The organism is Desulfitobacterium sp., from assembly GCF_035539115.1.
In the GTDB taxonomy this organism is placed as follows: domain Bacteria; phylum Bacillota; class Desulfitobacteriia; order Desulfitobacteriales; family Desulfitobacteriaceae; genus Desulfitobacterium_A.
In genome coordinates this window covers 24,362-48,297 of sequence record NZ_DATLJA010000039.1, presented here as the reverse complement: position 1 = coordinate 48,297, position 23,936 = coordinate 24,362, and the positions used below count along the sequence as shown (strand labels likewise).

At 45.2% G+C, this 23,936-nt stretch carries 26 protein-coding genes and 1 pseudogene; 2 read left to right on the top strand and 25 right to left on the bottom strand.

Translation table 11 applies throughout. The features are described 5' to 3' along the window. Both VM640_RS07275 and VM640_RS07270 read left to right on the top strand, forming a co-directional pair. Positions 1–302 (top strand): annotated as a pseudogene (locus VM640_RS07275) (hypothetical protein); the annotation flags it as partial. 27 nt (positions 303–329) lie between these two features. Beyond that, entirely contained in the window at positions 330–713 is a 384-nt protein-coding gene (locus tag VM640_RS07270; protein WP_325390769.1) for a transposase, read from the top strand. 910 nt (positions 714–1,623) lie between these two features. Here VM640_RS07270 and VM640_RS07265 read toward each other — a convergent pair. The 25 genes from VM640_RS07265 to VM640_RS07145 all read right to left on the bottom strand — a co-directional run bounded on the left by VM640_RS07265 (position 1,624) and on the right by VM640_RS07145 (position 23,922). Beyond that, entirely contained in the window at positions 1,624–1,881 is a 258-nt protein-coding gene (locus VM640_RS07265; RefSeq protein ID WP_325390767.1) for a cell division protein ZapA, read from the bottom strand. Positions 1,882–1,932: 51 nt separating this feature from the next. Then, positions 1,933–4,335 carry a phenylalanine--tRNA ligase subunit beta gene (gene pheT / locus VM640_RS07260; protein WP_325390765.1) on the bottom strand — a complete coding sequence of 801 codons (2,403 nt, stop codon included), beginning with the start codon at positions 4,333–4,335 and terminating at the stop codon, positions 1,933–1,935. 12 nt (positions 4,336–4,347) lie between these two features. Continuing rightward, the gene (gene pheS / locus VM640_RS07255; protein WP_325390763.1) at positions 4,348–5,370 is read right to left on the bottom strand and encodes a phenylalanine--tRNA ligase subunit alpha; all 1,023 of its coding nucleotides are present in this window, start codon (positions 5,368–5,370) and stop codon (positions 4,348–4,350) included. 337 nt (positions 5,371–5,707) lie between these two features. Continuing rightward, complete coding sequence (locus VM640_RS07250) at positions 5,708–6,646, bottom strand: Kae1-like domain-containing protein (RefSeq protein ID WP_325390761.1); 939 nt, start codon at positions 6,644–6,646, stop codon at positions 5,708–5,710. Continuing rightward, positions 6,646–7,071, bottom strand: coding sequence for a transcription antitermination factor NusB (gene nusB / locus VM640_RS07245; protein ID WP_325390759.1), 426 nt, complete (start codon positions 7,069–7,071; stop codon positions 6,646–6,648). Before nusB ends, VM640_RS07250 begins: the two co-directional genes overlap by 1 nt. A gap of 9 nt (positions 7,072–7,080) precedes the next feature. After that, positions 7,081–7,323 (bottom strand): DUF2273 domain-containing protein, encoded by a 243-nt coding sequence (locus VM640_RS07240; RefSeq protein WP_325390757.1) that lies wholly within the window; start codon positions 7,321–7,323, stop codon positions 7,081–7,083. Then, a complete protein-coding gene (amaP, locus tag VM640_RS07235; protein WP_325390776.1) occupies positions 7,320–7,847 on the bottom strand; it encodes an alkaline shock response membrane anchor protein AmaP in 528 nt (175 codons plus the stop codon). Before amaP ends, VM640_RS07240 begins: the two co-directional genes overlap by 4 nt. Positions 7,848–7,897: 50 nt before the next feature. Next, a complete protein-coding gene (locus VM640_RS07230) occupies positions 7,898–8,296 on the bottom strand; it encodes an Asp23/Gls24 family envelope stress response protein (RefSeq protein ID WP_325390755.1) in 399 nt (132 codons plus the stop codon). Between the two features lie 90 nt (positions 8,297–8,386). Then, entirely contained in the window at positions 8,387–9,733 is a 1,347-nt protein-coding gene (accC, locus tag VM640_RS07225; RefSeq protein ID WP_325390753.1) for an acetyl-CoA carboxylase biotin carboxylase subunit, read from the bottom strand. An 11-nt stretch (positions 9,734–9,744) separates the two neighbouring features. Next, complete coding sequence (gene accB / locus VM640_RS07220) at positions 9,745–11,607, bottom strand: acetyl-CoA carboxylase biotin carboxyl carrier protein (RefSeq protein ID WP_325390774.1); 1,863 nt, start codon at positions 11,605–11,607, stop codon at positions 9,745–9,747. Positions 11,608–11,912: 305 nt separating this feature from the next. Beyond that, on the bottom strand, positions 11,913–12,275 hold the full coding sequence (locus tag VM640_RS07215; RefSeq protein ID WP_325390751.1) for a response regulator: 363 nt from the start codon (positions 12,273–12,275) through the stop codon (positions 11,913–11,915). Between the two features lie 144 nt (positions 12,276–12,419). Further along, on the bottom strand, positions 12,420–12,980 hold the full coding sequence (locus VM640_RS07210; RefSeq protein ID WP_325390750.1) for a SpoIIIAH-like family protein: 561 nt from the start codon (positions 12,978–12,980) through the stop codon (positions 12,420–12,422). A 1-nt stretch (position 12,981) separates the two neighbouring features. Further along, entirely contained in the window at positions 12,982–13,542 is a 561-nt protein-coding gene (locus VM640_RS07205; protein ID WP_325390748.1) for a stage III sporulation protein AH, read from the bottom strand. Positions 13,543–13,572: 30 nt separating this feature from the next. After that, the gene (locus tag VM640_RS07200; RefSeq protein ID WP_325390747.1) at positions 13,573–14,175 is read right to left on the bottom strand and encodes a stage III sporulation protein AF; all 603 of its coding nucleotides are present in this window, start codon (positions 14,173–14,175) and stop codon (positions 13,573–13,575) included. Positions 14,176–14,187: 12 nt separating this feature from the next. Next, positions 14,188–15,453, bottom strand: a complete 1,266-nt coding sequence (gene spoIIIAE, locus VM640_RS07195; protein WP_325390746.1) for a stage III sporulation protein AE — start codon at positions 15,451–15,453, stop codon at positions 14,188–14,190. A 10-nt stretch (positions 15,454–15,463) separates the two neighbouring features. Further along, positions 15,464–15,853, bottom strand: a complete 390-nt coding sequence (spoIIIAD, locus tag VM640_RS07190) for a stage III sporulation protein AD (RefSeq protein ID WP_325390745.1) — start codon at positions 15,851–15,853, stop codon at positions 15,464–15,466. Between the two features lie 11 nt (positions 15,854–15,864). Next, entirely contained in the window at positions 15,865–16,062 is a 198-nt protein-coding gene (gene spoIIIAC, locus VM640_RS07185; protein WP_325390744.1) for a stage III sporulation protein AC, read from the bottom strand. A gap of 19 nt (positions 16,063–16,081) precedes the next feature. After that, complete coding sequence (locus tag VM640_RS07180; protein ID WP_325390743.1) at positions 16,082–16,591, bottom strand: stage III sporulation protein AB; 510 nt, start codon at positions 16,589–16,591, stop codon at positions 16,082–16,084. A 19-nt stretch (positions 16,592–16,610) separates the two neighbouring features. Then, a complete protein-coding gene (gene spoIIIAA / locus VM640_RS07175; RefSeq protein WP_325390742.1) occupies positions 16,611–17,624 on the bottom strand; it encodes a stage III sporulation protein AA in 1,014 nt (337 codons plus the stop codon). A gap of 177 nt (positions 17,625–17,801) precedes the next feature. Continuing rightward, positions 17,802–19,466: a ribonuclease J gene (locus tag VM640_RS07170; protein WP_325390741.1), complete on the bottom strand. Its 1,665-nt coding sequence runs from the start codon at positions 19,464–19,466 to the stop codon at positions 17,802–17,804. Between the two features lie 91 nt (positions 19,467–19,557). Next, a complete protein-coding gene (efp, locus tag VM640_RS07165) occupies positions 19,558–20,115 on the bottom strand; it encodes an elongation factor P (RefSeq protein WP_325390740.1) in 558 nt (185 codons plus the stop codon). Positions 20,116–20,196: 81 nt separating this feature from the next. Then, positions 20,197–21,258, bottom strand: coding sequence for a M24 family metallopeptidase (locus VM640_RS07160; RefSeq protein ID WP_325390739.1), 1,062 nt, complete (start codon positions 21,256–21,258; stop codon positions 20,197–20,199). Positions 21,259–21,397: 139 nt separating this feature from the next. Next, complete coding sequence (locus VM640_RS07155; RefSeq protein ID WP_325390738.1) at positions 21,398–21,934, bottom strand: LysM peptidoglycan-binding domain-containing protein; 537 nt, start codon at positions 21,932–21,934, stop codon at positions 21,398–21,400. A gap of 25 nt (positions 21,935–21,959) precedes the next feature. Next, a complete protein-coding gene (locus VM640_RS07150; RefSeq protein WP_325390737.1) occupies positions 21,960–22,463 on the bottom strand; it encodes a hypothetical protein in 504 nt (167 codons plus the stop codon). Between the two features lie 46 nt (positions 22,464–22,509). Further along, positions 22,510–23,922, bottom strand: a complete 1,413-nt coding sequence (locus VM640_RS07145) for a PilN domain-containing protein (protein ID WP_325390736.1) — start codon at positions 23,920–23,922, stop codon at positions 22,510–22,512. Positions 23,923–23,936 lie beyond the last annotated feature (14 nt).

Here is a 23,936-nt window from a genome sequence, read left to right as displayed (position 1 = left end):
TACGAGCAATTTCCAAAGAGCTCCAATTATCGAGGCAGACGGTTACACGATATTTAGATGAAGGTGTAACAGCCCTTCATGGAAGTTATAGTGTTAAGAGAAAAAGCATCTTAGATCCATACCTAGGCGAAATAAATGGGCTTATTGATCAAGGCGTTGCCTCGCCTGTGATTGAAGCAGAAATCCGTCAAAAAGGGTATACGGGTTCTTCCTCTACCCTCAGAAATTATAGGGCACGCCTGAAAAAGCGGATTCAGAATACTGACAATGCCAATACTAGAGCACCCGGAAATACCAAATGAGTGGAACGTAAATCGTTAATAAAATTAGTGTTCAAAAAGTTGGAGAAAATCAAAGGACTGGACAACGAATGTTTAGACAGAGTGAATCGTCAATATCCCCGGTATAAGGAACTCATCGACATCGTTACTGAATTCAAGCAAATATTGGCGGATAAAAATGTTAACAGAATTGAACAATGGATCCATAGGGCATCCAGCTTAAATATCCGTGAAATAACTTCATTTATAAACGGCATAACCCGAGATATTACAGCTGTGAAAAATGCCATTCAATATGAATATAATAATGGACTTGCTGAAGGTAGTGTAAATAAGCTTAAGGTTGTAAAGAGGATAATGTATGGACGCAATAGTTTTGAGATGTTAAGGAATAAATTGTTATGGCTAGAAAAAAAGCGTGTCCTCAACTAACCGTGGAAAGAACCACTTTTACATTATCATTTACACGAGGCCAAGTGCCTTATCAAGGTTGCCTTCAGACTGGATTTTTTTCATCTTTTTTCCCCGTCAATAATACTGCTTAGTATTCCATCGCAACGGTGTCCCGAAAGCGACCATAGTTTACAATGGTTGGCTAGCATGGTAGACGAGCCGTTTGGGGAAATCGGATTCTATAAGACTTATGACCAGCTTTCAAAATCAGTGAATGATAACGTTATGTCATACAAACTTGCAGATAAATCGTTGAACAAGAAGAACGAGAAGCAAAAGATTTCGGGTACATTAAAAAGTTCAGAAAGCAAGTGGAACTGAATTTCGCCTTAGAATCAAATTTGCTTGATAGAGTATTACATCACAAAAAACTGACTGTACGTGGACAAAAACGGGTAGAGGCATACCTTCTCGCCTGACCGATTTGAGCCGATTAATCCTTGGCATGATACATCATGCCAGAGAATACTTCATTCCAAAAGGGCGATCAAGAATTAAGACGACTTGCGGTACAGGCGATTTATGACCGTAAGACGATACTCTTTCGAGCAGCATAAAAGTAGCAAAAACCCTATTGAAAGTTAATACCTAAACCCACATTTTGGGACCATGGGACGTTTATACCCTTTTTTGAGGAGGTTTTTTGTCAATATCTCTAGTTCTTATCTAAGTCACATCCCACGAGGGTTTTAAAGCCAACTAAAACGTCAGAATTTAAGTACGTCTGTTTGCCAGTTAATATTTTTCTTACGAAAATGGACTACATTTTCATACCTCCCTGTGAATCGGCAGGTTCATGGAAGTTTCTGTTAGTATAAAAATAGCGAATTCCGCACCCTTTGATGCGGAATTCCTTTTAACTTTTTGAATCAACCCATTCTATTTTTCTCTATTCAGTTTGCTCCCCTAACATTTGCATTAGGGTTTCCTGTTCCTCCTGGAGTTTCTCCAAATCATCTTCCAAATTAAGCGCAACGAGAATTGCAACTTGATGCGCAGCTAAACGAGGAAAGTGCTGGGCAGTCAATCGCATTTTCTTATCCACTTCATGCACTAATTTCTGGATATACTCCGGATCTTCGGTACCGCGAAGGACATACGTTTCGCCAAAAATCTCCACAGTTACTTTGCCATCTTCTTTCGACATAAGCCACCTGCGTTTCTCACGATTCTCGCACTTCTTGGATTCTTCTCCAATTTATTTTCTCGACTCAGCTCCAAATTCCTGCTCAATTCCTTTAAGAATCTGAGAATTTAAGGATGTCACTTCTTCATCCATTAACGTCCTGTCCAAAGATTGGTAGTGCAAGGCAAAAGCTAAGCTCTTGTGGTCCTCGGGAATCGGCTTGCCTGTATAAACATCGAAAATATCAACGTTGTCCAAAAGCTCTCCCCCGAGCTTGCGAATCCTTGCCATTACGGCCTGAGCGGGTACTTTTTTAGCGACAACCACGGCTAAATCCCGTTGGACTGCTGGATAACGTGGAATCGAAGTCGCCCGAATACTCGAATCACTTGCGGCAAATATAGATTCAAGCGCTAACTCAAAAACAAGAGCATGCTCTAAACCGGAGTCTTTGCCCAGAGCTGGATGGATCTCACCCATGAATCCAATTTTCTCACCTTGAAGATAGATCTCCGCGGAGCGACCTGGATGGAGTAACACGGTCTCCTGAGGGACCTCATACTTAAGTTTTAGGCCAAACTCTTGAGCTAATGCTTCGATTAACCCCTTCACGGTATAGAAACTATATTCGCTTACAGGTTTCAGCCAATGACGAGAGGGCTTACCATAGAGAAGCCCTGCCAGACGCAGTTTTTCTTCCGGTAATTTGGTCAAGGGGTGTTCAGTTGCCCAAAACACGTTGCCCATCTCGAAAAGGCGAACATCCAGATTCCTCCGGGCCACATTTCGAGCTGCCAGATCTAACAACCCTGGAATCAAGGATGTGCGCATCACGCTTAACTCCTCACGCAGCGGATTCATCAAAGTAATCGCACGATCGCTATGTCCCCACAGCTCATCCGCATCAGGACGGTTAAACGAATACGTAATGACTTCATTCAGCCCCAAGTTCACCAGTAAATGGCGAAGCTTGCGCCGAGATTCCTGTTCTGGGGTTCGCCGGCCCTGCGTCTGACTTCCTTGTGGAAGAGTGGTTGGGATCCGATCGTACCCAGTTAAACGAGCTACTTCTTCAATCATATCCTCCTCAATTTGGATGTCCGACCGGTAAGACGGGATTTTTACGACAAAACCTTCCCCTCGATGTTCGTACGGAAATTGAAGACGCTCGAGAACCTCAGAGATTTCATCAAGGGTGAAACTCATCCCGAGAACATCACTCGTCTTGGCCACAGTTAAAACCACAGTCCTCGGTTCTACTACATACTTGCTTTCATCTATAAAGCCAACAGGTCGTCCAGCGCCTAATTCAAGGATAAGCTCACTTACCCGTCCTAAAGTTGCGGCAATTCCTGCGACATTAATTCCCTTTTCGAAGCGGTTTGCTGCTTCTGAACTCAGCCCTAAGCGGCGACTTGTTCGACGAATACTAACAGTGTCAAAATGGGCAGACTCAACCAAAATTCGAGTTGTTGCGCCTGTGATTTCACTATTGAGTCCCCCCATTACTCCGGCTAGTCCGAGAGGTTTTACATCATCCGCGATCAGAAGCATTTCGGGATCAAGCGTTCGCTCGATATTATCTAAGGTCACAAGTTTCTCGCCCTGAGATGCTCGACGAACATGAACTGCCCCGGAAACCCTATCCCGATCAAAAGCATGCAGCGGTTGTCCCATTTCCAGCATACAATAGTTGGTAATATCCACAATATTACTGATTGGCCGAATCCCTGCAGCCCTTAAGCGTTTTTGCATCCATGCCGGGGAAAGTGCGATCTTGACATCTTCAACCAAAAGCGCTGCATAGCGGTGGCAAAGTTCCGGTTCTTCAATGATCAGCTTCGTTTCCGAATCTGTTGGATAGTCTGGACCTTGCTCGGTCTCGGCCCAGCGGTTTAAATGGACTTTCTCACGAGTCAAAAAAGAAACTTCACGCGCCACGTTAATCATCGCTAAACAATCGGGGCGGTTCGGATAAAGATCAAGATCGAGAACGGTATCCCCTTGAATTAATTCACCTAGACTTTTCCCGATAACAGTCTTTCGAGCGAGAATCATGATTCCGCCTTCGCTCCGAGGATCCCCTAAACTTGCATCGAGGAGAAGTTCTTCCGTGGAACAAAGCATTCCGTTCGATTCTATCCCGCGGAGTTTTGACTTGCGGATCTTTTGCCCCGTCGGGAGTGTTGTGCCATGGGTAGCTACCGGGACTTTATCCTTAATAAGAAGGTTCTGAGCGCCGGTCACGATTTGAACGTTTTGACTTCCAAGGTTAACCTCACACACCCAGAGCTTATCCGCATTGGGATGATGCTCCATTCGTTCGATTTCACCCACGAGGATCGTCTCTAGTCCTTGATTTAAATGCTCTATTCCTCCGATTTCGATCCCGCCTCGAGTCAGGATCTCGGCTAATTCCTCTGCTGGAACCTTGACATTAATAAATTCGCTTAACCATTCCAAACTAACCTTCATACCCCTGCCTCCTTAAAACTGTTGCAAAAAGCGCAAATCGTTATCAAATAAGAGCCGCATATCTTCAATTCCATACTTGAGCATAGCAATCCGCTCGACGCCCATCCCAAAGGCAAAGCCGGTGACTTCCTTCGGATTATAACCGCCATTTTCCAAGACCTTAGGATGAACCATCCCTGAACCGAGAATTTCAATCCAGCCGGTTCCTTTACAAATTCGGCATCCGGATCCTCCACACAACATGCAAGAGACATCGACTTCCGCACTAGGCTCCGTAAAGGGGAAGAAGCTTGGACGTAAGCGAATTTCCCGAGACTCCCCAAACATTTGCCGTGAAAAATTAAGCAGGATTCCCTTCAAATCTGACATTCGAATTCCTTTATCCACCACTAACCCCTCCACTTGGTGGAACATCGGAGAGTGGGTTGCATCGTCATCCTTGCGATAGACTTTTCCTGGGCAAATGATTTTGACCGGGAGTTGCGGGTATACCTTCTCCATGGTTCGAACCTGCACGGGGGAGGTTTGCGTTCTTAGCAAGATTTCCTCTGTAATGTAGAAGGAGTCTTGCATTTCCCGAGCCGGATGCTCCTTAGGCAGATTCAAGGCTTCGAAGTTATAATAATCAGTCTCAATTTCCGGTCCCTCAGCGATCTCGAAGCCCATTCCTAAAAAGATGTCTTCCATTTCCTCGATGACACGAGTCAAAGGGTGCTGATGTCCTCGGATCGAACTCACCCCGGGAAGGGAGATATCTAAGCGCTGCACTTCGATTTGTCTTTGGAGGGCGCTTTGTTCTAATTCCTGAGTTCGTTCCGCCCAGGCCTTTTCCAAAACATCGCGCGCCTCATTCACCACTTGTCCAAAAATCGGGCGTTCCTCTGCGCTTAGGCCCCCCATCTGCCGAAGCAGCGCTGTTAAGGATCCCTTTTTGCCAAGAACTTTTACCTTCAATTCTTGGAGTGTTTCCAAAGAGGTTAACCCTTTGAGTTCAGCCAATGTTTCCTCTTGAATACGACGAACTTCTTCTTTCACATTAACCCTCCTAAATATAGAAAATATTTAAAACGATAAAGAAAACTCTATTAAAGAAAACCCGGCTTTCGCCGAGCTTCAGCGATAAAGAAGACTTGGTCAGCGCCAAAGCGGGGGCCTTAGTCGCCTTATCCTGCCGAACTTAACCGCATTCATCGTAGGAAAGCGAAACCGCTGGTTGCACTTATGCTATCTGCCCCAAACTTATGCTTTCTGTTAGTATAACGAAGACCTTGCAAAAATTAAGGTTGAGCCTTAATCCTTGTAAGGTCTTCGTTCTGTTTCCTCGTCATTTTAGTTCTATATTTCGCCCATTTCACTAAATCATGTGTTGATTCTAAAGTCCTTGAGACGTCAGAAGAGCGACCCCAATAGCTTGATCTCGGCTCCATTCTGGTTCCGCCCAATAGAGTTGAGTTTTATGCGCTAGACGCCGGGCTAATTCCGAACGAATATATTGATTAGAAGCGACTCCACCAACAATTAAACAGTGTTTAATTCCAGTCTCTTCGATCCCTGCTTGCAGAAGTTTACTAATCGTTCGAACAATACACCCTTCAACTGCTCTTGCAACCTGAGCAGGTGGGGTATGTTGCTCAATCAAACGCTGGGCTGCAGATTCCACTCCGGAAAAGCTTACCTCAAAACCCTTGACTGCTGATGGAAGGAGTGAGGCAGCTTCTGAATCTGCACTCTGAGCTAGGCGCTCTAATTCTTTACCTGCAGGGAAAGAAAGTCCAAGACGAACCCCAATTCGATCAACAAATTGACCCGCATGTAAATCGGTTGTTCCTCCGAGAAGCTGAGTTTCGAGTTTCCCGGGTTTCTTCTTCTCCACCCGTAATAACTCGGTCGTTCCTCCGGAAAGATGGATAGCTAGAAATTGATTTTCTGTTAATCTTCCTGAAACCATTCCTGCTGCCAAATGTCCTTCTTGATGACTCGTCAGATAAAGGGGAAGACGAAGACCTGATGCTAACGTAGAAGCCACACAATAACCCGCTGTGAAAACCGGCATGTACGACCCCTCCACGGCACGGGGAGCAGTACTTACGCCAATACCGGCTAAACCCGCCCATAAATTGGTCGGGACTTCGGCTACCAAGCTTGGCAAGTTTTGAACGTGCTGAAAGAAAGCCTCAGATTGGGCAAGTCCCCGCTCACCTGCCGGGACTTTGAGGATTTTCCGATCTTCCCATTGAAGCGCAGCTGCTTGATTAACAATCGCTAAAGAAGTGGTATAGGCACTCGTATCAACTCCAAGATAGTAGGGCATTAGCGTTTTTCTTCCGTTTTCTGCGCTCCCGTTACAATCTTATCAAGAATTCCATTGATAAACTTCCCGGACTCCGCGCTCCCATAGATCTTAGCGATCTCGATCGCTTCGTTGAGCGTGACTCTTCCTGGAATTTCAGGGCAATAAAGGATTTCATAAGTTGCCAAGCGTAATAGATTCCGATCGACTTTAGCCATTCGTGCCAAGCCCCATCCCTCAGACAAGGTGCTCAGCTTTTCATCAATTTCTGTTTGGTGCTCTAACGTCCCCGTTACGAGTTCTTGAGCAAAAGGAATACTCTGCTCAGGGACGGCGAATTCTTCAGACCAGTGCCGAATAATCTTTTCGGTCTCGGACTTTTCCTCGCTCACATCCAGTTGAAATAAAACTTGGAGCGCAGTTTCGCGCGCTAATCTCCGACTCATAATGTCCTCCTAATTAAAAAAGCGATCTAACCAATCAAAAAGTTTCTTATGCTCATCCTGTCTTTTCCCAAGCATAAATCCGATCATCACAAAAAGGAAAAGGACTAGAGTTTTCCAGAAACCAAGAAGTACTACTAATAATCCTACCAGAAAACCTGCAATTGTGCCCATCAGTTTTCCAGGGTGTTCATCAAGGAGCCGTAGAAAAAGAGTTGTCAATTTATGGGCAAGTTCACTCCAAAAACTACTCATCTTACACGTGACTGACGGGCAGGCTCTAAGCTACGCACCAGCACTTTCACCTCAACAATTTTAATTCCGGTGTAATGCTCAATATCTTCCTTGATTTTACCCTGAAGTTGTTCCGTCGTTTCAGGAATAACGAATTCGGGATTGAGTTGAGCATAGACTAAAACTTCTAGGCCATCTTCCCGCTGTCTCAGATTAGGCTGAACTTGATGAATCCCAGACAAAGCTTGAGCACTGCGGATGATAATGTCCTTTAGCGCAGGTTCAGACATTCGAACCTCCCCAAGACGTGAGGGAATGAGAAACGATGGCTCAAGACGTCGCGGACGGGGTCTGAAAAAAGGCAGGATACCTAAAATCAGAAGACAGGCTGCAAGGACAACATCTTCCCAAGGATGCATTTTGAGCCAGAATAAACCTTGCCCTAAAAGATCATAAGGTAGATTCCAACCGATCGTAATCGCTAGAATCCAGCCTGCGGCGATAATGAAGAAAGCACCCACGAGATAGGCAATCACACTTTCCACCTCTTTCAAACTTTTAAACCCCCCTGGAATCCAGGGGGGGAGCATTCTCTCTATTTTAGACGATTCTCGTCTTCCTTGAGTTCAACCGGTGGACGAAATTGCACACCTTGCACATGTACATTTGTTTCAATCACTCTCAACCCGGTCATGCTTTCGATTCTTTCTTTAACTGCTTCTTGAACTCGAAGGGCGACGTCAGGAATGGAAACACCATATTCAACCACTATGAAGAGTTCGATGGCTGCTTCCTGTTCGCCTACTTCGACCTTAACCCCTTTAGCCAGATTTTTACCTCGGCTCAGCATATGGGCGATATCACCAACCAAACCGCCGCTCATACCGGCTACACCCTCAACTTCAGAAGCAGCGAGTCCTGCGATGATTTCAACCACTTCATCGGCAATCCGAATCGCGCCTAAAGAATTTTTCACTGTCGTTTTTTCTTCCATATCTTCACCTCATAACCTTACTTATCCTCTTCATGTTCCTTCATTATAACAAAAATCGGATAAACTGGCAAAGGCATCATGCGAAAAGCATTATTCTCCGAGGATCCGGCGCTGGATAAAGTTGGTATACACTTCACCCCTACGGAAAAAGGCATTATCCAAAACTTTGAGATGGAACGGAATCGTGGTATAGATTCCTTCGATCACAAATTCCTCCAAAGCGCGTTTCATCCGCTGGATAGCCTCCTCGCGATCTATCCCCCACACACACAATTTTCCGACCATCGAATCATAATAAGGGGGAATCGTATAGCCTTGGTAAACTGCGCTATCAATCCGAACACCAGGTCCACCTGGAACATGGTAAAACTCGATCGTTCCTGGGGAAGGCATGAAGTTTTTATCGGGATTTTCGGCATTGATCCGGCACTCAATCGCCCAACCACGGATTTGAACATCCTCTTGTTTAAACGAAAGCGGCTCACCGGCTGCAATTCGAATTTGTTCCTTAACCAGATCGACTCCAGACACCAGTTCTGTAACAGTATGTTCAACTTGAATACGAGTATTCATTTCAATGAAATAGTAATTGTTTTGTTTATCAAGAAGGAATTCAATAGTTCCAACACTCGAATAATTGGCGGCTTTGGCTGCATTTACAGCTACGTCTCCCATTGCCTTGCGTAATTCAGGCGTCAGAGCTGTCGAAGGGGATTCTTCCAAGAGTTTTTGATGACGGCGTTGCAAGGAACAGTCGCGTTCTCCCAGATGGACAACATTTCCGAATTGATCCGCAAGAATTTGGAATTCAATATGCCGCGGTTCCTCAACATATTTTTCCAGATAAACCTCTGGATTTCCAAAGGCTGCTTGGGCTTCTGACTGCGCTGCCTGTATGGCTCTAACTAATTCTTGCTCATTCTGAGCAATCCGCATTCCTTTTCCCCCGCCTCCAGCGGAAGCCTTAATCATCACGGGAAAACCAATTTCTTCAGCGATCTGAGCCGCTAAATTTAAGTCATTTATGACTTCCTTCGAACCTGGGACGACAGGAATCCCTGCCTCAATCATCGTTTTACGAGCGGTTGCTTTATCTCCCATGGTTTCGATCGCCAGCGGAGACGGTCCAATAAATGTAATTCCACTGGACTCACAAATTTCTGCGAACCGAGCATTTTCAGATAAGAAACCATAGCCAGGATGAATTGCATCTGCTCCAGTTACTTCAGCCGCGCTAATAATATTGGGGATATTGAGATAGCTTTTGGTCGAGGCTTGCGGACCAATACAGACCGCCTGATCTGCGGCCTTTACATGCAAAGCCTCCCGGTCCGCTTCAGAGAAGACCGCAACTGTTTCAATATTCATTTCTCGGCAGGCCCTGATAATACGCAGCGCAATCTCACCACGATTAGCAATTAGAATTTTCTTGAACATGTCTCTTCTCCCTATTTCTCAATGGCAAACAACGGTTGACCGAACTCCACTGGTTGCCCGTTTTCTACTAATACTTCAACGATCTTTCCTTCGACCTCAGACTCAATCTCGTTCATCAGCTTCATCGCCTCGATGATGCAGACGGCTTGCCCATTCTTAACCGTTTGCCCTAATTCCGCAAATGCTGGGGCTTCTGGGGCCGGAGTACGGTAAAATGTACCAACCATCGGAGATTTAATATACTCATAGTTAGCACTCGTATCTGAAGTCACTGTTCCCTGAGTCGTCGATACGGCCTGAGTTTGAGTGGCAGCAGGTACTGGAGCTGTCAGTGTAGCCAGGGCCGGAACTGCTGCTACTGAATTAGCTCCTGCGATTGCGGTCCCCTTCTTAATGGAAATTTTAACGCCCTCACTCTCCAAATTGAGTTCCGCTATATCTGTTTCCCCTAAAAGTTTAATTAGCTCTTTAATTTCTTTTAAATTCATTTTCGAATCCTCCTTAGAATTTGCCGGTTGAACTTCTGACATACTCTTATGCCCTCCTTTTTGCCTCTCTAAGAAGAACTTTTTAGCGACTTGCGGAAAGATAGCGTAACTTAAAACATCTTCGCGTGATTGAGCCAAGTCAGCACATTCCTGTTCTGCTTTCTCGAGACCTGGTCTTAATCTATCGGCTGGCCGTTCGGTTATAGGAATTTCATCACCTATAATTTTTTTCTGAATAACAGGATCTAAGGGGGCTGGTGGTTTACCGTATTGTCCTCTAACATACGCCTTAACTTCCCCAGGCACCAATTTATATCTTTCCCCGCTCAGAACGTTTAATACAGCCTGTGTCCCCACAATTTGGCTGGTCGGTGTGACCAAGGGGGGATATCCCAATTCTGCCCTAACTCGGGGTATTTCGTCAAGTACCTCATCAATCCGGCTTAAGGCCTTCTGCTCTTCTAATTGGGAAACAAGATTGGAAATCATGCCACCAGGCACTTGGTGTTCGAAAACACGCATATCCGAAATCCGCGTGATTCCGCGTTCATACCCGCGCGCTTTACGGACACCCTCAAAATAATTAGCGATCTTAAAGAGATGAGGAATATTGATATCTGGAGCAAAATCATAGTCTCCTAAAGCACGAACGACAGTCTCAACCGGTGGTTGGCTCGCACCAAAGGCAAGGGGAACACTGGCAGTATCCACAACGTCCACTCCAGCTTCAGCCGCCTTAACATAGGCAATCGTTCCCATTCCTCCAATGTAATGCGTGTGGAGCTGAATCATGACTCCCAGTTCTTCTTTTAAAAGCTTTACAAGCTTATACGCTTTTAACGGGGTTAATAAGCCAGCCATATCTTTAATGCAAATTGAATCAGCCCCTAATTTAACTAATTCCCGAGCTGTCTCCAAATAATGCTCGACTGTATGAACCGGACTCACGGTATAAACCACGGAGGCTTGAACATGCGCTCCAGCTTCTTTAGCGGCTTGAATGGGTACGATCATATTGCGGACATCATTCAAGGCATCGAAAATACGAATGATATCGATCCCATTCTTAACACTCAACTGGATAAATTCACGAACCACATCATCCGGATAGTGTTGATACCCGACCAATGATTGTCCCCTCAAAAGCATCTGCAGAGGCGTCTTTTTGACTTCACTTTTGATCAAACGTAACCGTTCCCAGGGATCTTCTCCTAAAAAACGGAGGCAGACATCAAAGGTAGCTCCGCCCCAGACCTCTAAGGAATAATAACCTGCCTCGTCAAGATCTTTGAGAATCGGTAGCATATCTTCAGTCCGCATCCGCGTTGCCCAAAGACTTTGATGACCATCACGCAAAGTTGTATCTGTAATCCCGATTTTTCTCACCACTCCATGTCCCCTCTCATTTACGGAAAACAACTCTTCCTATTGAAAAGAATGTTTTCACTTTATTTTTCCACCAATAAAAGAGCGCGAATATTCGGTCTTTAACATACGAAATAAAAAAATTTTCATCGAGATTAATCCAATCCTTCTTCACATATGTTTTATTATATGAAACTAAAAAGTCTTTTTCAATAAATCGGGAACAAGTATACAGTATAAAGTCCTTCTGTACGCTTAACAAAAATCCCCCCGTCGTGCACTTAATCGTGTGGCGGGAGGCGAACACTCTTTCCAATCGTTTAAAATTAGACCCGCAGGTACTTGTTTACCGTTTCCAGGAATTTATTCGGTCGGAAAGGCTTAATCAAAAAATCTGTCGCTCCCATTTCAATGGCCTTCTGCACCACTTTTTCCTGAGCTACAGCGCTACACATAATAATTTTAGCGTGGGGGTCAATGGTCAGTATTTCTTGCAGAGTCGTAAACCCGTCCTTAATCGGCATGGTAATATCCAAGAAGGTTAAATCGGGCTTATGCTCATTAAAGAGATCAATCGCCACCTGGCCGTTCTCCGCTTCCCATATTTCGATAGACTCTCGGTGCGCTAAAATCTGGCGGATCATTAAACGCATGAAGACTGCATCATCGGCGACAAGAACTTTACTCATTCTGGATTGTCCTCTCTCTCGGCTTTGAAATCTTTAATTCTATTCTGCGCTAAGTCTTTGAAGTTTAATTCGTCTTAAATCGAATAATTCCTGCGTATTTAAACAATTATTAACATTTATTATATAAATTATCATATATTTCTTCTATTTTCTCACTGAAATATTGATACGGTCTAAGCGCACGGGCGTAACCTGGAGCGTAATATCCTGGATTATGCTTAATTCATGAGGAGCTAAGGACGCAGCAAAGAGGATAATATTAACGCTATTAGGAGCTAAATCAACAACCGCATCTTGGAACCCCTTGATCTTAAGCAAGTTTTCGATTTCATCTTCTTTACTTATGCGATGCGTTAGCTCAAGCCATTTCTGCTGAGCTTCTTCCTTTGTCTTCTCAATATTTGAATTCAAGACAGCCACAAGCATTGTTTTTTCCTCTTGACGGGACTGTTCTCGTCGCAAGCGATAATCTACAAAATAGTTTTCTCCTCTCAGTTCCGGCTGTACTGCTTCTGTCGAGAATTGAATCTTTTGGCTGTCGATTATCCCATTAACAGGCAAGGCATCTTTCCCGGAAAAATGAGTCGGTTGGTGTCCCAGCAAAGCCCACCCCGCTCCGATACAGAAAAAGAGCAGTAATCCAGCCAAACTCCAGCGAAGCTTAGTTCGGGAAATACGTCTCGGTATCCGTATGAGAATATTCATTTTAGACTCCTTCCATGGGTTGAACTGTGATTTTTTGCGTTGGTATATCTAATAGAGTTTTGACAGCATTATGAATATTTTCGCGGATGGTCGGATTCTGTGCTCCTTCGGCGATGATCAATACCCCGGCAACAGTCGGTCGTTCTTCCATGACTACTACAGGTTGGCTCGCCCCGTTTGCGATCACGAGTTGATTATTTTCCGTAACTTCTGAGGACTCTCGCGTCCCCCCGGCTTTATCCGCTTCCTTGATTGTCTTTTTCGTGACACTCCCACTTGTTGCAAAGTCTGATTTGAGGGACGTCGAGAGCGTCACCGAGACTTGCACCCTTCCTACACCGTTCATCTGTTGTAAATTTTGCACTAATTTCTGTTCAAGATCTTTTTCTAAGAGCCCAATCTGAGTGGAGTCGCTCGCTAAATTTTGGGAGACTGGTTGTTTGGTCAGCTCCATTCCAATCTTCGAACTACCTTTACTGGTGAGCATCAAGATGACAGCAACAGCAATGGCAGCGACGATAGTTACAAGTAACTTCGGAGATATTTCTTCGAAAAACTTCATCAGGGTTCATCCTCCATCTTTTACGGCAACTTACGCCTTATTTTCAATCACAAAAATCCTATCCTGCGGGATTTGCAACACGGCTGAGATTTTCTCTTTAATGGTCTGGGACAGAGTGGATTGGGATTGGGATTGGGGCTGAGCTACCTCTTCGATTTTCCGTTCACCGATCGTAATAGGCTGAACGCTCTGAATCTCCGTCTGGGGTGTATTGATCTGAATGTTAACGAGTTGCACTTGAGGTTGATCCGTAAGCCCCCCCTCAGAAGCTGCGAGAATAACTTCCACCTTCACCTTATCCACTCCAGAGATTCCGAGCACTAAAGCTTCGATCTCATGCTCCAAGATCAGTTTGAACTGATCTTGAACGGCATTCCTACCGATTTGAAGCCCGTTATTGCCTGCTAAAACAGGGAGATCTTGAGATCTGACTTCTGTCCAGGCCGGAATTGACGTGCTCTGCGGCAGATGAAGCAGAGAGATAATTGGGCCAAGGACAGCGGAAATCACAAAGAGTCCCATAATTAATCTCACAAACCCCTGCATGGATTTATTCGGGAGCAACATTTCTAAAAAGCTCGCCAGTAAAATGATAATCGCTAAATTCCGCACAAGTGTCTGTAAGCTCTCCAATTTATCCCTCCTTTACCTCAACATCACGGTTAAATTTCCTGAACCCACAACAATCGCAATGCTGATAAAGCACATGATGGCCACCGAAGCTACCGTACCGAAAATATAGATAAGACTTTTCGACATATCTTGAAGGCTTTCGGAAAGCTCCTTGAGCCCTAGCGGTTCGACTAAGGCCGCTGAAATCTTAAACACGAAAATCATCGCTGCAATGCGGACGACCGGACCCAAACAAATCAGAGCAATGGCCAAAACTCCAATAATTCCTAACGAATTTTTGAGGAGCAACCCTGAACTCGCCACCAATTCGACCGCATCCTTGAAAAACTTTCCCACGACGGGGATCAGGTCTGCCGAATACTTCGCTGTCCTAAGGGTTACCCCATCCGCTACCCCGCCGGTTACCCCTTGAATCGTCATAACTCCGATAAACACCGTCAACAAAACCCCAATTCCCAGTTTTCCCGAGAATTCAAATAAACCGGCGAGCTTACCGAGTTTAAATTCACTCGAAATATTGTTAAATAATTTAAGCACTGCTGTTAAAAAGAATAAAGGTAAAATAATCGTTTTCATCAGGGTGGCTAACACGGTTAAGCTACCAAGTACGACAGGTTTAAACAGAGCGGCTGTAGTTAAGCTGCCCATGGCCATCAGGAGAGTCAGCATCACTGGCAACAAAGTCTGCATAAAGCCAGTCATCGTATCAATTGCGCCTGTCGCGTCTTTCAAGGTCTCTTGAAAAGCAGCAAGGGCAATCCCCATCAGAGCTAAGTAGCTTAAGCTCTTCACCGTTTTCCCGATACTTTCGCTGGTAAAGGCGTTTTGGAGGTTTTGCAGGATCGCAATCAAGACCGCTAAGACCAATAACTTGCCCATGAGTGGTCCACTTTTCAAGATTTCTTGACCCAAAAACGAGAGCAGGCTACGTCCCACTTCTTGCGGTTGGAGGCTTAATTTACCTTGGCGCAACTCGTCAAATATCTTGGCTAACGATATATTGGGAACAGACGTTTTAACATCTTGATCAATCTGGTCTAAAAAACCTCGAACCTGGCTTAAGTCAATTTGATTCTTTAACTTTTCAACTCCCTGATCTCCTTGATTCCCTATAGTCCCCCCGTTTAGTGCAGGATCGCTATTCCTATCTTGATTGATTTCTACCTTGATACTGGTGTCAATTCCTGTCGGTGACCCGGATTCCGCCCAAACCACGCTAGGAGTTGTCCAACTCAGAATTAAAAAAAAGAGGATTCCGAACCCTAAAAATTGTCGCAAGTCTTTCACCTCACGGAACAAGTTGCTTAATTGACTCGAGAATCGCTACAATAATGGGTATTGCCAAGACTATAACTCCTATTTTCGCCGCTAGTTCGATTTTGCTCGCTAAAGCCTTCTGTTCAGCATCGCGGCAAATATCCGCTCCGAATTCGGCAAGATAAGCTACGCCAACAATTTTTAAGACGATGAACAAATAATAAGAACTAATATTAGCCTGATCTGCCAGACTTTGCAGAAGATCCACAATGATTTTGATTTTATCCAAGACTAGGACAAAAATAATCGTCCCGGCCAAAATCGTCAGTTGAAGAGCAAATTCATTGCGGTTCATTTCTTTTAAGACCGTGCTGAAGATGGCAACAATCAAAGCCAGCCCTACAACCTGCCATATTTCCACATTCAGACCCCCTAGTACAGTTGAAATACACTCTTCACCAGACTAAACAAGTCTCCGACAGCCTGTACGACGATGTATAAGACAACAACCACCCCTGCTAGGACAGTCAACTGACTAATCTCTTTACGATTGGCCTGATCGAGAACCATCACTAATATCCCAACTAATAAGCCGATACCTGCAATCTTTAACACCATCTCAAAAGACATGCCTTTCTTCCCCTCTTTCTTAAATTAAGAAGATCACTCCCGCAATTCCACACAGGAACCCGAGATAAGACCACATTTTTGCTTGTTTATCACTCGAAACCAGGGCCTGTTCCTGTACATCACGGATTTGCTGTTTAACAAGTTCAATCTGTTTATGTTGCTCTTGACGATCCGAGCGGCCAAGCCCTTTGCCTACGTTCTGAATCACTTGCCAATCCTCGGGTTTTAGGCAAAATTTCTTTGCTTCGGTTTGGATCGTTTGGCTCCAGGCGGAGTTAGCACTTTCCCCCTCCTGAACTCTGCGTTCAAGTTCCGCAAAGAAACCCTTCCAGGCGCCCTCAGTGCGTTGTTTAAGAAGCGCAAATGCTTCAGGCAAGGGTGTACCTCCCCAAATGATCTCCGTATCCAGAAGAGTCAGCGCTGTTAGGCAGTCTCGCAATTCAACAGGACGTTTTTTGATTCTTGCTGCTAAGTAAAGCCCCAGACTTCCACAACCAAGAATAAGAATAAGAGATGCCAAGACGATCATTCTGTTCTCCCCTTTCTCCTCAATTCACCCGTAGTTCGAGCTGATTCCTGAGATCAAAAATGGATTCAACCGTGCCCGGACCCTTACGCCGACTTAGAATGACTAACCGCTCAAAAACTCCACTGGCAAAAAGTGCTTTCAGAACTGGACGCTCTTGGGCCTCTTTCCCGCTCTCAGCGTGAGCCGTGCTAAGAATACTAACCCCGGTTCTTAAGGCATCTAACACTGCTTCGACATCTTGAGGATGCCCGAGTTCATCCACGGCAACTATTCGGGGAGACATCGAACGAATCAGCATGCTCATCCCTACAGCCTTTGGACAGGCATCCATGATGTCCGTCCGGCAGCCCAAATCGTAGGTAGGCTGACCCTGCCACATGCCGGCAATTTCCCCTCTCTCATCGACGACCCCAACGGTTTGCCCTTTTAAGGAAATTCCAGGTATACCATCACTTAAACAGCGAATCAAATCCCGAAGCAAGGTTGTTTTGCCCGCTCGCGGCGGGGAGAGAATAAGAGTATGAAATAGGGAACCATCGGATCGGATTAAGCGGGGCAAAATTTGTGAGGCTTGCCCCGCTATTTCAAGGGCCAAGCGAATATTCAATCCCGAGATATGTTTAAGATTTTGAATCGCACCCTGCTTTAAAATGGTTTCCCCAGTTACTCCCACCCTGTGCCCCCCTGGTAATGTTAAAAAACCTTGTTTGAGTTCCTCCTCTGCAGCATAGAGCGAACTTTGAGTCATTCGCTCCAGGGTTTGCATCAAATCCTCACGTTTTATCTTATAAGCTTTCTCGATCGGGACAGCTTTACCCCGAGAATCGAGGAAGTACTCGTGCTCTTTTCCCTGAAGCAGGAGTGGCTTGGTCATGCGCAACCGAATTTCTTCAATTTCTGCGAAAGGGATGTCCATTGTCGAGGCGAAAATATCACGTAGAGGGTCACTTAACCACTTCATAATTTCGTCTAAGCGGTTAGCCTTTCTTTCCTTTTCCGGATTGAGAGAAACTAAACTATAACGTAACGACACACCTCTGTCCTCCCTTTGTTAAAAGGTATGTCCAGCTCGTATAAATTAGACATCCTCCAGTGAAAAAACATGCTCATTTTTCAAAGCGGATTTCTAAAAATAAACAAAAAAAGCTGCCCTAGAATAAGCTCTAAGGCAGTCCACTAAAGTTTAGTTAAAGAACTCTCACCGTTTTCCTTAAACCTGTAAGAGAACTGGTAAAATCATCGGGCGGCGACGCGTTCGATCCCAGAAAAAGTTGCTTAAGGTTTCATGGATCGCTCCTCTTAGCACCCCCCATTCCCAGCTTTCTTGCTTAATTTGACCTTCGATGGCTACCGTCGCCACCTTTTTCGCACCCTCAATCAAATCGTTTGCTTCTTTCATGAAGGTGAATCCACGGGAGATAATATCTGGGCCCGATACTATTAAATTAGGGCCACCCTTGCCCCGCGTTAAGGCGACCACGACGACAACCACTCCATCCTTTGATAGCTGTTGTCGGTCACGAAGCACGATTTGGCCAACATCCCCGATTCCTAAGCCATCAACATACACGCTTCCTGCTTCAACTCTGTCCCCAAGCTCCATTCTTTCTGGAGTTAAAACAAGCCGCGTACCTAATTGGGTTATGGGAATTTGCTTCTCCTCATACCCTAATAAATGACCAATCTTGCGTAAAGCCACTTGATGACGGACTTCTCCATGGTGTGGAATCAAAAACTTGGGTCGAGTTAAACGGATCACGAGCTTAATTTCTTCCTGGCTGGCGTGCCCGGAAACATGAACTAACCCCATGTCTTTCGTCACCACTTCGGCTCCGATTTGATACAAATGATTGATGGTTCGCCCAACCAATTTCTCATTCCCAGGAACAGGAGTCGCTGATATAATCACCATATCCCCCGGGTCAACCTTGACTTGACGATGATTCCCGGTTGCCATTCGGGTTAAAGCCGCAAACGGTTCTCCTTGACTACCCGTGGTCAGGACTAAAAACCGAGAGGGCGGAAATTCATTGATCTCACCCACGTCCACCAGCATATCCTCTGCCGGCCAATGCAGATATCCCAACTCTTGTGCAGTTCTCACGACTTGTTCCATGCTCCGGCCCACCACACAAACTTTACGTCTCAGTTCTGCTGCGGCATCAATAGCCTGTTGAATACGATGCACATTTGAAGCAAAAGTCGCCATGATAATTTTTCCCTCGGCGCGGGCAAACCAATCCTTGAGCGTGCTCCCCACCACTTTTTCGGACATCGTCATTCCCTTGCGCTCAGCATTAGTGGAATCACAGAGTAGGGCCAGCACTCCTTCTTGCCCCCACGCTGCCAGTTTACCCAAGTCCATCTCATGCCCATCGATCGGCGTGTAATCCACTTTAAAATCTCCGGTATATATAACCCGTCCGACCGGGCTCAGCAGAGAATATCCTACCGAATCAGGGATGCTATGGGTTACGCGAAAAGCTTCCACCTCAAATTCTCCAGCTTGAATGGGCTGACCCGGCTCAAGCACCCGTAGTAAAGATTCCGGATACCCTCCCCGTTCCTGCAATTTGGCACGTACTAACCCCATCGTCAGGCAAGTGGCATAAACAGGAACATTTAATTTCGGCAAGATAAAGGGCAATCCTCCAATATGATCCTCATGCCCATGGGTAACGAAGATCCCCTTGATCTTTTCCTTTCTCTTTTCAAGATAACTGATATCAGGGATAACCAAGTCGATTCCTAACAGTTCGTCATCCGGAAACTTCACCCCACCATCGATCACGACAATCGAATCTTCGTATTCAAAAACAAGCAAATTTTTGCCGATCTCACCTGTTCCACCTAAAGGAATAATATTAAGTTTCATGAACTAAAAAACCTCCTCCGAGAAGCTCGTCTAATCTTTAAACAAAGCTTGCCCAGAAGGAGGTTTTTCGATTCCACCCATTAAATATTAACTAAGCACGTTGCACGTAATTCCCTGTGCGCGTATCAATGATCAGGACTTCTCCTTCATTGACAAAGAAAGGAACTTGCACAATTGCTCCCGTTTCCATCGTTGCTGGTTTAGAACCCCCAGTTGCCGTATCTCCTTTTACGCCGGGTTCAGTTGAAGCAACGGTCAGTTGTACCGTATTGGGGATATCAACCCCAATGACTGTTCCGTTATAGAGAAGTATTCCTAAATTCATGTTTTCTTTGAGCCATTTAACACCGTCACCAATTTGTTCCACAGTTAGACCCGTTTGCTCATAGCTCTCATTGTCCATGACAACATAAAGCTCTCCATCTTTATAGAGATATTGCATTTCACGACGTTCAACATGAGCCGTCTCAACTTTCTCACTTGCATTAAATTTACGTTCGGTAACCCCACCGGTCTTCAAATTTTTTAGTTTCGTACGAACAAAGGCGGCACCTTTTCCTGGTTTAACATGTTGGAAGTCAACAATCGTATAAACAACACCCTCAATTTCGATCGTAAGACCTGTCTTAAAGTCGCTCGTAGCAATCATAAAATCTTATTCCTCCTAAAATAAATAATATAATATAATATCTTAGCTTAGCTTAGCTTGTCCCATCAAAATCAAAAAATTTTACTCAATAATAATGAACTCCTTAGGCGCTTGTGTCAAGACCTCACACCCAGCTTCCGTGATTACAGCCATATCTTCGATGCGAACACCGCCCCAATCCGGGATATAAATTCCGGGTTCGATCGTGATAACCATACCTGGTTCTAAGATCTGTTCTTCGCTTAGGCTAAAACGGGGATTTTCATGAATGGCTAGCCCTACGGAATGTCCTAGACCATGCCCGAAATTATCGCCATAGCCAGCATCTGCAATGATTTTACGGGCGACTGCATCGACTTCTTTACCGGGTATTCCGGGTTTGATCGCGGCAATTCCAGCTTTCTGCGCTTGAAGAACGATTTCGTAAATTTCGCGTTGTTTCTCTGTCGGTTCGCCAAAACAAAGGGTCCGCGTTATATCTGAACAATAGCCTTGATAAATCGCTCCAAAATCCATCGTCAAGAGTTCACCTTGTTGGATCTTTTTCGAGCTCGCTACGCCATGGGGCATTGAGGAACGTAAGCCAGAGGCAACGATAAAATCAAACGACCCACCGCTCGCGCCAGCACGACGCATCGCGAATTCAAGTTCCAAGGAAATTTCTTCTTCCGTTTGTCCGACTTCAACGAATTGGAGAATATGCGCAAAAGCATCATCCGCAATTTTAACGGCTTGGCGAATATGCTCTAGTTCTCCCGCATCTTTGATGGAACGCAGTTCAGACAAAATCTTGGATTGTGGAATCAGTTCTGTTTGGGGAAGTGCTTCTTTTAAGTTTAGATAATCCGCATAGGTCGTAGACTCTTCTTCAAAACCGATTTTACCCGTATTTGAGGCCAATGCCGTAAGCGAAGCATAGATATCTGACCCAGTCTTGACAACCTGGAAGTCAGGGGCTTGCGCAGTTGCCTGCTGTATGTATCGAAAATCCGTAAGTAAATAGGCTTTTTCAAGCGTAATGACCAACATCGCGCTTGTTCCCGTAAAGCCACTCATGTAGCGACGGTTTTCCGGCGAGGCAACAATAAAAGCATTTAACTTTTCTTCCTGCATTTTCAGGCGAATTCGTTCTAATCGGCTCATGCCCTTAACCCCTTTCTTTAACACAACAAAATTTTATCATAAATTTTACGCTACGCATAGTTTTCCTCATTTTGAGCCAATAAATAAGCCGGGTTAGCGTTCAACTCACCCGACTTGATGCTTTCTTCTTTATTTTCGCTCACCATCGCTGACTGGGTTGAATAGACTGACTTTGTTGAGCCTGAATATCACTTTGAGTAGATGCGCTGTTTTGACCAGAGGATGGGGCAGTTGAAACCTGCGTTCCTCCTCCCTCACCCCTCAAGCGGGGGGAATGCACAATATCGACATTACTAAGCATAATCTGGACCTCACACGGTCCTTGTTCCCCTTGGGGCTGGATTTTACGGATCTCTGTCCGGGGAACAAGCAAATGAATTTCATGAGGCACTCTGCTTTCTCCAATTCTCCTAATTCGAAAACGAACCCCTTCAATTTCCATTTCAACGTCATCCAGCTTATCTCCGGCAAACTGGTTTCCCTGGTCTACGCTAATTTCCGCATATTGTTCACGGGCATTGGAACTCATGAGTGCCGGCAGAACAATTTTTTGACCAATCTGAAGAGTCACGGGATTTATTCCAGGGTTCGCAAGCATCCAATCCTCACAGGTTCCCCCAAGTCGTTGGGCAAGACGAAAGAAGTCATCTCCCCGCTGAATCACGTATTCTACCATTGGGTTCGCCCCCTTTCCTTCCATCTTATGGTAGAATGGGTTTGTCAGGTTCATAAAAATAAATCTTTAGAATCGCATCTCCGCCTTCGGGGTTAAGCCGAACCTCTTGAATCTGAATCGCTTGATTAGAGATATTTTCAAGACGCTGAAAACCCGTTTCGATCCCACCCCAGCTTCCCTTCAGTTTAAAATGGAAAAGTGCATAACTTAGACCTGAGAGTTGGTCTGTGCTGGTCGGATTCCTTCTCTCAGCCTCTATCCGGTCTAAGTTTACCGCAAGCACTTGAACATTTCCCTCCTGAAAAAGTCTTTGGCATTCTTCAATTGTAGTCGGAAAATCGAGTAACTTCGGAAGGTTTGCGCTCTGAGCTACAGGACGCGGGAGCTCCACTTGCGCTTGCCAATAGTGTTTCTCAACCTTCAGTTCCTGCACATTTCCATAAAGCGGCCAGTAGATCATACCCGTTAAGAAAAGAGCCCCGCCCACGACTCCTAGATATTTTAGGTAATGATTTTCCACTCCTAACATAACTCTCACCTCAATTACCCGATACCCGATACCTCTTAGCTGGAGTTTAGCTTTTTAAACGAATAGCCGTCACCGTAAAATTGATCAGGGCGGGTTTTTCTTGACGATATTCGCGTAGACTAACATTGCCCCAGGTTTGAGATTGCAATTCTCTGAGGAATTGTTCAATTTGGTCTGCCCGTTCTGCCGTTCCTTGTAGTGTCAGTGTTTCTTCTTTATATTCAAGCTGCTCAAAGCTTAAACCTTCACTCAGTAAGCCTTGAAGTGAGATCAAAGGAGCGGAAATTCCTAGTTTCGCACCTTTCACTTCCTTCCAGGCGTTAACTAACTGAGTTTCGTTTTGCTCCTGAGTCTGCAAGCTTACTGTTCTTGTCTTAAGCCCATCAACTTCATCACCTAAGACTTCAAGTTGTTGTTTTTCTTGAAACCAAATTCCGAAACCACTGAGGAGAAAACCCAACACAATCCCTAAAGCAATACGTTTCCGCTGTTCTTTTCTTCCTTGCTCAAGATATTCAGAGAGAAGATTTACGTTTTGGTTCTTACCCTGCGAGCCGCTTTCTAACGCTAACCCCAAGCAAGGTAAGCACGGGAGAACCTGTTGGGGGAGACTTTCTCGCCAAGGCCACTTCTCAGCTAATTGTTTGATTGGTGAAATCTCGGTCGTCTGATCCAGCCCAGGAAATTCTACTTTAAGTAATCTTTGCGCGATATGCGCTGAACTTCTTCCCCATGTAAAAATGCGGCATATATGCTCTTCCGAGTCCATAAGTCCAAAAATGCGCGTGATTTCCGTAATCCATTCCTCGGGATCACTACCCGGAAGGACCGGAAAGAATCGCGTTAGCTCTGGAAGGATTCCACGATACAAGATAATTTGGATTCCCCCACGTGTTTCACTTAGGTATAAGTAACGTTCCTGGGGCTTGAGAGTTAAGGCGTTTCCTAAGGCGGTCACCGAAAATTCAACAGTAGTCGGTTGAAAACCAGCTCCCCTCAGCGCTTGAAGAATACTCTCGAGGGTGGAGCGCCGCGTCCCACCCAAGCTGACCATCATCACGTTCGACTTCTTATTTTCCTCGGATACGGTATACCCGATCACTTGGTTGTTTTGGGGAATGGGAGTCTCTTCCTTGGTCAGATACTGAATCGCCGCCTCCCTGTGGCGGAGAGCAATCCAAGGAAGTTGGTATTCCCGAATAAATCCATTGACCAGCGGAATAGCTAGCCGGGTTGGCGTATTGACAGGGATTTTATGCACTACGCGAAAATCATTCAAAAGTTCCGTTAAGGTTTGACCACGGACTTGACCTTGTTCAAGCCATCCTCCAGGAATCGGACGGGAGTCAAACCTGACCTGATTCAGATTGACAAGCTTACCCTGACTTGTTTCCGGGTAAAACAAGAGAATATGAAGTTCCTGTTCAGTCAACTCCAGACAAACCTGCATTCCGGACATAAGCCCACTCCTTT